Source organism: Amycolatopsis mediterranei (assembly GCF_026017845.1).
Taxonomy (GTDB): Bacteria; Actinomycetota; Actinomycetes; order Mycobacteriales; family Pseudonocardiaceae; genus Amycolatopsis; species Amycolatopsis mediterranei.
This window is the reverse complement of sequence record NZ_CP100416.1, coordinates 7,494,826-7,507,161: the sequence shown is the minus strand read 5'-3', so window position 1 is coordinate 7,507,161 and position 12,336 is coordinate 7,494,826. Positions and strand designations below refer to the sequence as shown.

General features: G+C 70.6%; 13 protein-coding genes. 7 read left to right on the top strand and 6 right to left on the bottom strand.

Features of this window, described 5'->3' with window-relative positions; genetic code table 11:
* Positions 1-8 precede the first annotated feature (8 nt).
* On the bottom strand, positions 9-746 hold the full coding sequence (locus tag ISP_RS33500; RefSeq protein WP_034285794.1) for a zf-HC2 domain-containing protein: 738 nt from the start codon (positions 744-746) through the stop codon (positions 9-11).
* A 62-nt stretch (positions 747-808) separates the two neighbouring features.
* Between ISP_RS33500 and ISP_RS33495 the strand changes: the two genes are divergently transcribed.
* Positions 809-1,381 carry a sigma-70 family RNA polymerase sigma factor gene (locus ISP_RS33495; RefSeq protein ID WP_013228310.1) on the top strand — a complete coding sequence of 191 codons (573 nt, stop codon included), beginning with the start codon at positions 809-811 and terminating at the stop codon, positions 1,379-1,381.
* A 7-nt stretch (positions 1,382-1,388) separates the two neighbouring features.
* Here the strand turns inward: ISP_RS33495 and ISP_RS33490 are convergent, their stop codons facing one another.
* On the bottom strand, positions 1,389-1,964 hold the full coding sequence (locus ISP_RS33490) for a sigma-70 family RNA polymerase sigma factor (protein WP_014467479.1): 576 nt from the start codon (positions 1,962-1,964) through the stop codon (positions 1,389-1,391).
* A gap of 146 nt (positions 1,965-2,110) precedes the next feature.
* On the opposite strand from ISP_RS33490, the gene ISP_RS33485 reads away from it, so the two are divergent.
* Complete coding sequence (locus ISP_RS33485; RefSeq protein WP_013228308.1) at positions 2,111-2,317, top strand: heavy-metal-associated domain-containing protein; 207 nt, start codon at positions 2,111-2,113, stop codon at positions 2,315-2,317.
* Between the two features lie 200 nt (positions 2,318-2,517).
* Positions 2,518-4,734: a heavy metal translocating P-type ATPase gene (locus ISP_RS33480; protein WP_049878266.1), complete on the top strand. Its 2,217-nt coding sequence runs from the start codon at positions 2,518-2,520 to the stop codon at positions 4,732-4,734.
* Positions 4,735-5,333: 599 nt separating this feature from the next.
* Here the strand turns inward: ISP_RS33480 and ISP_RS33475 are convergent.
* On the bottom strand, positions 5,334-6,062 hold the full coding sequence (locus ISP_RS33475; protein ID WP_320109486.1) for a GAF and ANTAR domain-containing protein: 729 nt from the start codon (positions 6,060-6,062) through the stop codon (positions 5,334-5,336).
* 627 nt (positions 6,063-6,689) lie between these two features.
* Here ISP_RS33475 and ISP_RS33470 point away from each other — a divergent pair.
* Positions 6,690-6,929 carry a Rossmann-fold NAD(P)-binding domain-containing protein gene (locus ISP_RS33470; RefSeq protein WP_013228305.1) on the top strand — a complete coding sequence of 80 codons (240 nt, stop codon included), beginning with the start codon at positions 6,690-6,692 and terminating at the stop codon, positions 6,927-6,929.
* 270 nt (positions 6,930-7,199) lie between these two features.
* Here ISP_RS33470 and ISP_RS33465 read toward each other — a convergent pair whose 3' ends face one another.
* On the bottom strand, positions 7,200-7,613 hold the full coding sequence (locus ISP_RS33465; RefSeq protein WP_013228304.1) for a RidA family protein: 414 nt from the start codon (positions 7,611-7,613) through the stop codon (positions 7,200-7,202).
* A gap of 145 nt (positions 7,614-7,758) precedes the next feature.
* Positions 7,759-8,415, bottom strand: coding sequence for an HD domain-containing protein (locus tag ISP_RS33460; RefSeq protein WP_235190554.1), 657 nt, complete (start codon positions 8,413-8,415; stop codon positions 7,759-7,761).
* 72 nt (positions 8,416-8,487) lie between these two features.
* Between ISP_RS33460 and ISP_RS33455 the strand changes: the two genes are divergently transcribed.
* From ISP_RS33455 to ISP_RS33445, 3 genes are all read left to right on the top strand, one after another.
* Positions 8,488-9,423: a GlxA family transcriptional regulator gene (locus tag ISP_RS33455; protein WP_013228302.1), complete on the top strand. Its 936-nt coding sequence runs from the start codon at positions 8,488-8,490 to the stop codon at positions 9,421-9,423.
* Positions 9,424-9,977: 554 nt separating this feature from the next.
* A complete protein-coding gene (locus ISP_RS33450) occupies positions 9,978-10,475 on the top strand; it encodes a MarR family winged helix-turn-helix transcriptional regulator (protein ID WP_230468481.1) in 498 nt (165 codons plus the stop codon).
* 26 nt (positions 10,476-10,501) lie between these two features.
* On the top strand, positions 10,502-11,563 hold the full coding sequence (locus tag ISP_RS33445) for a nuclear transport factor 2 family protein (RefSeq protein WP_014467477.1): 1,062 nt from the start codon (positions 10,502-10,504) through the stop codon (positions 11,561-11,563).
* Between the two features lie 47 nt (positions 11,564-11,610).
* On the opposite strand, the gene ISP_RS33440 is transcribed toward ISP_RS33445, so the two are convergent.
* Positions 11,611-12,336, bottom strand: coding sequence for an NAD(P)-dependent oxidoreductase (locus ISP_RS33440; RefSeq protein WP_071831548.1), 726 nt, complete (start codon positions 12,334-12,336; stop codon positions 11,611-11,613).

Here is a 12,336-nt window from a genome sequence, read left to right as displayed (position 1 = left end):
CGCGATCATCACGCCGCGCGACGACGGCTCGCCGGCAGGTGCGGGAACCGGCGGCGCCGTCCTCGGCCGCCGTCCTCGGCCCGGGGCTCCCAGCCGAGCGTGACCTCGTCGTGCGCGGCCGGCTCAACGCGGGTGCTCGGGCCCGGCGTCGACGTCCGGCGATGTTGGCGGCGGACGCCGTAGAGGAGCCCGACCCCGGCCACGAGCAGGCCGTGGGACAGCACCCGGGACACGGTGACCTGGCCGTCGAAGAGATCGATGCCCGACATGAGGCCGAGGACGGCGACGAAACCGGCCAGGGCGGGCAGGAGCCCCGACGCCGTCGCGGGGCGCAGTGCTGCCCAGAGGAGGCCGAAGCCGATCGCGAGGTTCCAGGCCGCGCTTTCGTTGCCGAGGTGCACGGCCATCGCCATCATCCCGCCGTGCTCGGCGTGGCCCACGTCCGCACCGAGCAGCTCGGCGAGCCCGAGACCGCTCTGGACGAGCGCGACGAGGGCCAGGGCGATCCGCAGGCCCCAGCGCTGCGCCGACGGCGCCGGAACCTCGGTCAGGATGCGCTCGGTCAGGTCCGGCACCCGCGGCGCTTCGCGCACCAGCATCAGCCGCCGCAACCGGACGGCGTCCTCGTGCCAGGCCCGGCACTGCGGGCAGCCCGCGAGATGGCGGTCCACCACCGAGTCCGGCAGAGAACCCGTTTCACCGTCGATCCGGGCCGAGAGCGCTTCACGGAAGTCGGAGCAGTTCACCTCCACATAGTCGCGCGCGGACCCCTCCGAGTTCCCGCCGGTGTGGGTTACGGTGTCGTTCCGTGAACTCCTGCCGGGATCGTGACGACGAACGGATCACCGCGCTCGCCCTCGCCGCAGCGCGCGGTGACCAGCGCGCCTACGCGGACTGGGTGCGGTCCACGCAGGCCGACGTCTGGCGGTTCGTCGCCCATTTGACCGACCCGGTCGTCGCCGACGACCTGACGCAGGAGACCTACGCCCGCGCGGTGACCTCGCTCAGCCGGTTCGCCGGCCGGTCGTCCTCGCGCACCTGGCTGCTCTCGATCGCCCGCCGGGCCGTGGTCGACCACTTCCGGGCGCGCTCGGCACGCCCGCAGCTCTCCGGTCAGGACTGGACGGCGGCCGCCGAGGAGCAGTCCGCCCGCAGCCGCGCGGCCGCCTCGGGGTTCGAAGAGGTCGTCGAGGTCGGCGTGTTGCTGCGAGACTTGGACGAAGAGCGCCGCGAGGCACTCGTACTGACCCAGCTGCTCGGCCACACCTATGCCGAGGCCGCCGAGATCTGCGGCTGCCCGGTCGGGACGGTGCGCTCCCGCGTGGCCCGGGCTCGCGAAGACCTGCTGGCCGCGCGCGACGAGCGTGGCAACGTCGTGTGACGCTGGGTCAGCCGACCGCCGGATAACCCGGCCGGGTCCCGGCCATCGCCGCCAGCAGGTCTTCCCGCGCCCGGGCGACACGGGAGCGGATGGTGCCGACCGGGCAGCCGCACACCTGCGCGGCATCCACATAGGACAGCCCGAGGGTCTGGGTGAGCACGAACGCGACCCGGCGGTCAGGGTCGAGGGCCTTGACGAGCTGGTCGAGGACGACCTGCTCGTCGATCCGCTCGGCGCGGGATGGTTCGGCGCGTTCGGCGGCGGCTTCCCAGTCGGTCACCGACGCCTGCCGCGGGCGGGCCTGAAGGGCGCGGATGTGGTCGGCGACCGTGCGCCGGGCGATCGACAGCAGCCAGGTCCGGGCCGACGAATCGCCCTTGAACCGGGGCAGGCTGCCCAGCGCCCGCAGGTAGGTCTCCTGGGTCAGGTCGTCCGCGGACTGCGCGTCGGCGAGCCCGGCGACGAACCGCCAGACATACGGCTGGGTGGAGCGGAGGAACTGCTCGAGGGCCGGGCCGTCGCCGCGGCCGGCGAGCAGGGCCCACCGCGTGATGTCGGCGTCGTCCGCGCGTTCTGGCGTCACACCCGCTACTACGTCGCCCACGCCGATCCGGTTGAAAACGATCTTGACCGAAAGTCGCGGGAACCATCCGGCGCGCGCGGCCGACCATGTCACGGCGAGGGCACTGCCCCGTCACGACACGGCTACGGCCGGGAAGGTGGATGACGATGATCCAGACGACCTACGCGGTGACCGGAATGACCTGCGGGCACTGCGCCAGTTCGGTGCGCGAAGAGCTCGGTGAGCTGCCCGGCGTCCGTCAGATCGACGTCGACCTCGGTAGTGGCGCCGTCCAGGTGACCAGCGAGAGCGCCCTCGGCTTCGGGCAGGTCGAGCAGGCGATCCGCACCGCGGGCTACCAGCTCGTCCGATGACCACCACCGGAGGCCGTCACGCCGGCTTCGCTCAAGGTGACCGCCGTGCTGGGACGGGTGTTCGGCCCGGCGGGCGGCCTCGTCGGCCCGACCCCGTCACCGACCCCATCCAGGCCATCGATCCCCGCCGGGTCGATATCCGGGACGCGGTAACCCCGCCCGCGCCGACCGGGCCGGCGATCGAGCTGGTGATCGGCGGCATGACCTGCGGGTCGTGCGCCGCGCGGATCGAACGCAAGCTCAACCGGCTCGACGGCGTCGAGGCCAGCGTCAACTACGCCACGGAGAAGGCCCACGTGCGGGTCCCGCCGTCGATGACGACCGACGACGTCATCCGCGCGGTGGAGGCGGCCGGCTACACGGCCGCGCCACCCGCACCACCGCGGTCCGCGGAGACGGCCTCCGAGCCGTTGCCGTCCGACGCGCTGCGCCGCCGCTTGCAGCTGTCAGCGCTGTTCGGTGCCCCGGTGATCCTGGCGGCCATGGTGCCGGTGCTGCAGTTCCCCGCCTGGCAGTGGGTTTCCCTGGTCCTGGCCACGCCCGTGGTGGTGTGGGGCGCGTGGCCCTTGCACCGCGCCGCCTGGACCAACCTCCGCCACGCCACCGCGACCATGGACACCCTGGTGTCGATGGGCGTGGCCGCGGCCTACCTCTGGTCGCTCTACGCGTTGTTCTTCGGCGGGGCCGGGGTCATCGGCATGCGACACGAGTTCGAGTTCACCCTCTACGCCGACCACAACGTCGACGGGATCTACTTCGAGGTCGCCACCGGCGTCACGCTGTTCATCCTGGCCGGCCGCTACTTCGAGTCCCGGTCGCGCCGCCGGGCCGGTGCGGCGTTGCGGGCACTGCTCGACCTCGGCGCGAAGTCCGTCGCCGTGCTTCGGGACGGCCGCGAAGAGCGGATCCCGATCGACCAGCTGAGGACCGGCGACCTGTTCGTGGTCCGGCCGGGGGAGAAGATCGCCACCGACGGCGTGGTCGTCGACGGCGCCTCCGCGGTCGACCTCAGCCTGGTCACCGGGGAAGCCGTGCCGGTCGAAGCCGGTGTCGGCGCCGAGGTGGTCGGCGCGACGGTCAGCATGAGCGGGCGGCTCGTCGTGCGCGCGACCCGCGTCGGCACCGAGACCCGGCTGGCGCGCATCGCGGCGATGGTCGAACGCGCCCAGAGCGGCAAGGCCGATGTGCAGCGGCTCGCCGACCGCGTGTCCGCGGTGTTCGTGCCGATCGTGATAGCGCTTTCCGTGGTGACACTGGGGTTCTGGCTCTTCTCGGGCGCGGGGGCCGGGATGGCGTTCACCGCCGCGGTCGCCGTGCTGATCATCGCGTGCCCGTGTGCTTTGGGGCTGGCCACACCGACCGCCCTGCTGGTGGGCACCGGCCGCGGCGCCCAGCTCGGTGTGCTGGTCAAAGGACCGGAGATGCTGGAGTCGACGCGGCGGGTCGACACCGTCGTGCTCGACAAGACCGGCACGGTGACCACCGGGAAGATGACGCTGGCCGGGGTCAAGACCGTCGACGGCGTGCCCCCGGACCTGGCGTTGCAGCTGGCCGGGGCGCTGGAAAGCGCGTCCGAGCACCCGATCGCGGTCGCGGTCACCGACGCGGCGCGCCGCCGCTTCGGCGACGTCGGGCAGGTGCGGGAGTTCCGGGCCGTCGCGGGCTACGGCGTGCTCGGCCGGGTGGACGGCCACCGCGTCGTCGTCGGCCGGCCCGAACTGCTGCAGAAGATGTCGGTCCGGGTGCCGTCGGCGCTGTTCAAGGTGAAGCAGCAGGCCGAACGGGCCGGGAACACCGCGGTCCTCCTGGCTTGGGACGGTTTCGCGCACGCGGTGCTGGTCGTGGCCGACACGGTGAAGCCGACGTCGGCTCCGGCGGTCTTCCAGCTGCGCCGGCTCGGCCTCACCCCGGTGCTGCTCACGGGCGACAACGAAGCCGTGGCCCAGTCGATCGGGCAAGAGGCCGGGATCACCGAAGTGATCGCCGGGGTCTCACCGGAACAGAAGGTCGAGGTGATCGCGGATCTGAAGGCCCAGGGCCGGGTGGTGGCGATGATCGGCGACGGCGTGAACGACGCAGCCGCGCTGGCCACCGCGGATCTGGGGCTGGCGATCGGCACCGGCACGGACGCGGCGATCGAGGCGGCGGACCTGACGCTGGTCCGCGGCGATCTGATGGCCGCGGTCGACGCGATCCGGTTGTCGCGCCGGACGTTGGCGACGATCAAGGCGAACCTGTTCTGGGCGTTGGCCTACAACGTGGCCGCGTTGCCGCTGGCGGCGGCGGGGCTGCTGAACCCGATGATCGCCGGGGCGGCGATGGCGGCGTCGAGCTGCCTCGTGGTCTCGAACAGCCTGCGCCTCACCAGGTTTCGGGGAACAGCCGCGGCGCAGCCACTGCTCGAACCCCGCTCGTGACACCGGCGGCTTGCGGCGCGAAGTGTTTCATCATCGCGCTCGCGGATCGGCGTGGGCTGGTCGTCCCGAACCTGAACCGTCCAGCCCACGTCGTCACGGCGGCGGGAGGACATCCGCGACGTCGGCGACCTGTTTGAGGAACGCGTCGGATGGGCGGCCCTTGATCGGGTCCGTTTCGGCGATGCTGAACCTGGCCGAACGACTGGACGGCGCAGCGCAGGTCCTTCCTGATCTCCTTCCTGATCTCCTTGAGAGCCAGCCATCGCCATGCCTCGGCGCGGATCGACCATGCCGGGCTGACGCGGTTCAGCCGGCAGAACCTGGCCGCGGGTAGCGGATGACGGCGATCGTCGAGCTGCCCGCGGGCACGGTCCCGGAGAACGTGGAACTCGTCTCCGCCAAGACGATCGCCAGTGCGTCAGTGTCGGCGCGCCCAGGATCTGGCGAAACCCCAGCGCGAGCTGGTGTTCTCCCGCGCGCTCGCTTGGGGCGAACTGGGGTCGCGGGTGGCCGTGTTCGACGCTCTCGACCACCCGCCGACGGTCTACCGGCACGACGGCGCCATCACCCCTGACCAGGCCGGATCCTTCCCGAGCCTCCTACCCGGCGACGGGCTCGGGGAACTCGCGCCGCAGCTGGTCGGTGTCGTCGATCAGCCATGCGGCGACGTCGTGGAGTTTCACGTTGGAGTTCTGGGAGGCGTCGACCAGCATGGCGAACGCCTGGGCCGGATCGAGGCGGTGGCGTTCCATGAGGATGCCCTTGGCGGTGGCGATCTGGTCGCGGCTTTCCAGCGCGGTGACCAGCTGGGCTTCGGTCTGCGCGGTGGCGAGGGCGATGGCGGCGTGGCCGGCGAACAGCGCACCGTCGGCCACCGTGTCGTCGCTGAACGCGTCGGGTTCGGTGGAGTACAGGGTCAGGGCGCCGATCGTGGTGCTCGAGTCGAACAGCCGGTAGGACAGCATCGAGCGGACGCCGGCGGCGGACGCGGCGAGTGCGAAGTTCGGCCAGCGGCCTTCGGTGGCCAGGTCGCCGGTGCGGTAGGTCCGGTGGTGGGTGATGGCGTCCACGCAGGGGCCTTCACCGACCTTGTATTGCAACTGGTCGATCTCGGTCACCAGGTCGTCGGTCGCGGCGACGGTGGTGATCTTTCCTTTGCTGCACAGGGCGACCCCGGCGTACTCGGTGCCCTGAAGGTGACTCACGGCGGCACGCGTGATCGCCTCGACCGTGGCGGTCACATCCGGCGCGGCTCGCCAGGTCCGCGCTACCTCGCTCAGCACCGTCGCCAGTTCCTGCCTGTTTTGGCCTCTGCCACCAGTGGACATCGCTGTCGTCCCTTCTCAACCCACTGATCGACACCCCGAAACAGCCCTGAACTGCCCCACCGCACGACAAACCAAACCTGCGAGCGGCTAGCCGGGAAGGCACGACCCCACTGCGGGGCCAGGTGAAGGGAGAGGGCGGTTCGCGGCGGGCTCTTGGCTGAACCGGACCGCGGACCTGGGCCACCGGCACCCGGGCCGAAGCGCACTCGCCCGTGACTTGGCGCCAGTCTCCACCTACGGCCCTCGCGAGGCCAGGGCCAGGAGTCCTGGCGGACCTTCGTCACTCGTTCGGGGGAGGCGGCATGGCTGAGGGCGCCCGTACCCGGAGAAGGCCACGACGCTGGCGCGGGCGGGCGCGGAAATCACGGAGGGTGACCTCGGAGTGCCTGCCACCATCGACGCGTCGACGAAAGGAGTCACCTCCGTGGTGCTCGTCAGCCCGGCGATACCCGCGCAGGAGCTGAACGTGGTCGGCAGCGCCGTCCGCGCGGGCGTGGACCACGTCGTGAAGATCACCAGCAAGGCTTCGGCAGACTCACCCATCGCCCGGCGGCGCGGCCAGACCGGAATAGCGAACGGGCTGATCGCCTCCGGGCTCGGCTACTGTCCTATCCGGACGCTGCAGGAGTGCTCTCGAAGGTGCTCGGCCGGCCGAGCACCTTCCACCCCCTTACCTTCGAAGAGCAACGGCAGGCCATGATCGACGCCGGCCTCCCCGCGGCCGTCGCCGAAATGAACGCTGAAGCGCTCGGCCTGTTCGCCGAGGGCGACGCCGACTGGGCCACCGAGGACGTGCCGTCGCTGCTCGGCCGGCCGGCGCGGACCTTCCGGGAATTCGTCACCGACCACGCCGCGACCTTCGCGTGAAGCGCCGTCGGATAAGGACAGGCGGTCGTCGGCCGGCGCCGACGTGGTACGGCTGGGACGACTCGTAGAAGAGGTGCAGTACTCCATGGCGCCCCACGCATCACTCAGGGAACACCGGGCCGTGAGACGACCTCCGGCCGGCTACCGCTCCCGTACGCCGTCGCCGGCCTCGAGTTGGCTGCCGACCGTGCCGGCCACGGTGGCCGGCACGCCGAACCCGGTGCCGGGAGCCGGCCCGGGCGCGAAAGCCGTTGGCACGATGCCGCGGCTTCAGCGGGGGTAGGCGGCGGTGGCCTTGATTTCGATGAGGAATTCCGGCCGGGCCAGGCCGCTGATGCCGATCATGGACCAGGCGGGGTAAGGGGCGTTGACGAAACGCTTTTTCACGTCGAGGAAGCCGGGGAGGTGCTGGTGGATGTCGACGTGGTAACTGGTGATGTCCACCAGGCTGGTGAGCTCGAGCTTTTCCAGCCGGAGGATTTCCTCGATCCGCAGGAGCGCTCGTTCGGTTTGTTCTTCGATCGTGTCGGGGACCGTTCCGTCGGGGCGGCTGCCGATCTGTCCGGCGATGAAGAGGTGGTTGTGCGCGCGGACGGCGGGGGAGTAGCCGAAACGTTCGAAGCCCCCGGTCGTCTGCCCGAAAACGGCCGAGTCCGAAGGGATCTCGACGGGGTAGGTCGTCATCGCGGTGGAGCCTTTCTCGGAAGTTCCTGGTGCGCCTGGCTGAGGCGAGCAGGCGGGGTCGTGGTCCAGTGTGGTTTGGGTGCGCCTGATCGGCGAGTGGCAAGATTGCCGCCTTTCGCAAGTTTCTTGCCACGTGCCGGACCGGTCAGTCGCCCCACCGGGAGGAGCGGGCGGCCTGTTCCATGCGGCTCTCGCCGGCCGTGCGGCGTTCGCGGAGCAGTTCGCCGGGCACCGAGTAGCGGGGCGCGTTGGCCGGGTCGGCCGCGGCCTGCGTGACGATGGCGTCGACGAGTGAGCGGACCATGGCCAGGCGGGGGTAGGCGGCGTGGATGGCCTCGGCCTGCTCGTCGGTGACCGTGCCGGCCTGGCCCGAGCCGAGGACGCCGCCGAAGTCCAGGCCGATGCCTTCGCGGACGAGCACGCACAGCGTGCCGCGGCGTTCCGCGATGCCCGCCGAGGTGTGCAGGGCGATCGCCTCCCACACGGCGTCGACGTCGGCCGCGGGGAGTCCTTGTGCGGTGAGGAATTCGGCAGCGCGGTCGGCGCCTTCCACCTCGAACCTCTGCCGGTGCGGTCCGTCGGCGGCCAGGCCGAGATCGTGGAGGGCACAGGCGGCGAACAGCAGCTGGTCGTCGTAGTCCTGGCAGCCGAGGCGATGGGCGGTCAGGCGCGCGAACAGGTAACTGCGGACGCTGTGGTTGAACAGGGACGGCGGTTCCGCGTTCCGGGCGAGGTGCGTGGCCGCACGGGCCAGGGGTGTGTCCGGCAGCGCGATCGGATCGGTGAGGAGATGGCGTGTCATGTGGTCCACAGTGGCGGGCGCGGGCCTGACCTGGCGAGTGGCAGGATTGCCGCCTTTCGTTAGAATCTTGCCATGGCGGTGCACAGAGTCGCGGTGCTGGTCCTGGAGGGGGTGACCCCGCTCGATCTGGCGATCCCGACGCAGGTCTTCGCCACGCGCGCCGAGACTCCCTACGCCATGACGGTGTGCTCGCTGACGCCTCGGGTCACCACCACGGTGGGCCTCGATCTGGTCGTCAGCGGCGGCCTGGAGCAGGTACGGGCCGCCGACACCGTGATCGTGCCCGGATTCGAGCCGCCTCTCGTGCCGCCACCGGCCCCCGTGCTCGACGCGCTGGCCGAGGCCCGCGACCGGGGCCGCCGGGTGGTGTCCATCTGCACGGGCGCGTTCGCGCTGGCCGCGGCCGGGGTGCTGGACGGGCTGCACGCCACCACCCATTGGCAGCACATCGAAGACCTCGAACGGGAGTTTCCGGCGGTGCGGGTGGACCGCGACGTTCTCTACGTCGACGAGGGGAACGTGCTCACTTCGGCCGGGGTGTGCTGCGGGATCGACCTGTGTCTGCACATCGTGCGCCGTGACCTCGGCGCCGTGGTGGCCAACCAGCTCGCTCGCGGGCTGGTGGCCGCTCCGCATCGCGACGGTGGCCAGGCGCAGTTCGTGCCGGCGCCGGTCGCGGTGGCCGGTGACGCGTCCCTGGCGGCGACCCGGGCCTGGGTCCTGGAGCGGCTGGACCAGCCGCTCACGCTGGCCGTGCTCGCGCGGCACGCGGGGATGTCCCAGCGTTCGTTCATGCGCCGGTTCGCCGAGGAGACGGGCACGACGCCGTTGCAGTGGCTGGCGAAGGCCCGCCTCGGCCTGGCCAGGGAACTGCTGGAGACCACCGGCCACTCGGTGGACCGGGTGGCCAGGGAGTGCGGGCTGGGCACCGCCGCCAACCTGCGGCTGCACTTCCGCCGGACGCTGAACACCACGCCCACCGCCTACCGGCGCACGTTCACCCGCTGACACAGCGCTACCGGGTGCGGCCATCCCCTTTTCCGTGAATTCGGAATGCGGTACCCGGTCCCACGCAGTCGGTGAACCCGGGTTTGGCGAAAACCTGGGGGAAGATGGCAATCGCGCCGATTCCGGCTCCGGGATGTGCTGGGTAGCGTGGGGCCGAATCGACCACAGAAGGACTGATTTGCCCGTGCTGCCTGGTTCAACCCCCGTGACAGCCTGGTCGCCGCTGCGCATCGCGGCACCGTCGAACTGGTCTCGCTCATCGTCCTGGTGGTGAACCTGGCTCCCGGTATCGGCGGAATGTTCGCCCTGCGGCGGCTTTCCCGCCGCCGGACCACCCCAGTGTCCGCATCGGACACGTCAGTGCCGGGTACCGGCCGTGAGTGAGTGCCAACGTCTCCCTCAACCGCCCCGGCGCGCGTACCGGCAGAGCCACCGCGAGCTCTTGGACACGAACCGATGCGGGGACACGCCGCCGATCGGCCACGTTCAGCTCCTCCGGTGAGTTACAGTGAGACTGTAACTCACGCCGGAGAGGGCCTGACAGAGTGTTCGACATGAGCGATGGCACGAGCAAACACGCGGACAGGGAAGGGCCGGCCGATCAGCCGGCCCCGGGTGTCCCCTCCGTCCCTCCGTCCAATGCGGCCTTCTTGCTGATGACGCTGGGACAGCGGATCCGTGATCGTGTCGACCGTGACCTGCGTGCGCACCGCATCTCACTGCGTCACCTCTCGGCCCTCGGGCACCTGCACCGCCGGCCGGGGATCTCCTACAGCGAGCTCGCGCGCCGCGCCCACGTCACACCGCAGAGCATGATGGCGACGCTTCGCAATCTCGAGGAGAGGGACGCGGTGAAGCGATCCTCGGACCCCGGACGCGGCAGAACCGCCACCCTGCACCTGACCGCCGAAGGACACCGGCTACGCGAGCAGGGCCAAAGCATCCTCGCCCAAGCCGAGGCCGAGCTTCTGGCCGAGGTCCCGCCAGAGCTCCACCAATGCTTCATCGATGCTCTCGGCAACGCTCTTCGCGCGTCGTTCGAACCGTCCTGAACCCACCGTCTGAAAGGGACATTCCCATGAAGCCGAGCTCCCGTGATCTGGGGCTTTCCAGCCCGAGCGCCGTGGCCGACGAAGCGATGTCCTACGTCGGGAAACACTTGCCCGAATTCCTGGTGGGTCACTGCGCGCGCAGCTTTCTGTTCGTCCGGCCCACTGCTGCGGCGCAAGGGCTCGAGCCCGGGCGCGACTACGACGAAGAGCTGGTGTTCCTGATCTGCCTGCTCCACGACCTCGGCCTCAGTGAGGCCGGGAACGGCTCCCAGCGCTTCGAGGTCGACGGCGCGGACATGGCCCGCGCGTTCCTGCTCGACGCGGGCGTCGAGCAGGAACGCGCCGACGCGGTGTGGGAGGGGATCGTGCTGCACACCTCGGACGGCATCGCCGAACGGTTCTCTCCCGAAGCTCGCGTCGCCCAGGTGGGCATCGCGACCGACATCGCCGGTCTCGCCCGCGACGCCCTGCCCGAAGATCTCATCGCCGGCGCGGTCGAGGCGTGGCCGCGAGAGGACCTCGGCTACGCCTTCGTCGAACACCATTCCGCTCAGATCGCCGGGACGCCGGGAAAAGCTTCCCCCATCAACTTTCCCGGTCACGTGGCAGCGCTCACTGTGCCGCCTGGACAGGCCCCGACGTGGTACGACATGATCGAGGGCTCGGGCTGGGGTGACCGCCCGCCGTACCGGCGATCAGGGGCACCGGCGGCCGCGGAAACTCCCGGGCAACTCGCTTCCCTTTTCCTCCAACGGTTCCGAGCCGGAGACCTCGACGGCCTCATCGCACTGTACGAGCCCGGCGGTGTCATCGGCCGCCGTGGCGGTGATCCGGTGGCCGGGCACGAGGCGATCCGGGCCGAACTGGGTGCGCTGCTCGACGACGGAGTCGCGATCGAATCCGTCCCGCGTTCGGCGGTGTCCGGGCCCGGGCTGGCGCTGCTCTCGCACGTGGTGACGCTTACCGCCCCCGACGGCACCTCTACGGTCGTGGACAGCACGGAAGTCGCACGTCGCCAGGCCGATGGCCGCTGGCTCTACGCCATCGACGACCCGTTCTTCGCCCGCCGGGCGGCGGAACTCCAGTAGTGGCCTGGCGGGTGGTGCGCCTCAGCAGCTGCAAGCCGAGTTGCGGTTCAAGTCGCGGATCGCCTTGAACAGCGGCGGCCGGGCGGCCCGTCCGAAATGCAGTTCCCCGGTGACCGCGACGAAGTGTTGCCGTTGGCGGCTCCGCTGAGGACGACGTGCTGTTTGACGAGGGCTTCGTCATCGAGGGAGGAGATCAGGAACCGGGCGACGTCCGCGCGCGCGATGGCAAGTGGGTTCGGCGTGCGGATGTGGGTGGATGCGTTCCACCGGGTGGTGGGTTCGTCGTCGGTCAGCGCACCGAAATAGGCGATTGTCCACTTGAGATCCGAGGTGGTGACCAGTTTCTCCGCGGCGTCGAAGTCGCGGAAGTCGCGACGGATCAGGGTGGCGGCGATGGCGCGCACCAGCGGCGAGGCGGCGGTGCGGCTGAGGCCGGTTCCCCACGCCAGGGGCAGGACGAGGCGGGGGACACCGGTGGCGTGCATGGCCGTGACCAGGTTCGCCGCCGCGGCGGCGAGGATGGCCGGGCCACGCATTCCCTTCAGCCACAACGGGTTACCCAGGGCCGACAGCACGGCGTCGTGGCCTTGCACCACCTGGCGGACCAGATCGGGTTGTTCGGCGATGCTGCCGATCCGGATCGACAATGCGGGGTTGTCGGGCAGAGAGCCCGCGTTTCGGACGAAGGCGGTGACTTGGTGGCCCTCTTCGAGCGCTCGCGCCACCACAATACGGCCGAGCCGTCCATTCGCGCCCGCCACGAAGATTCGCAT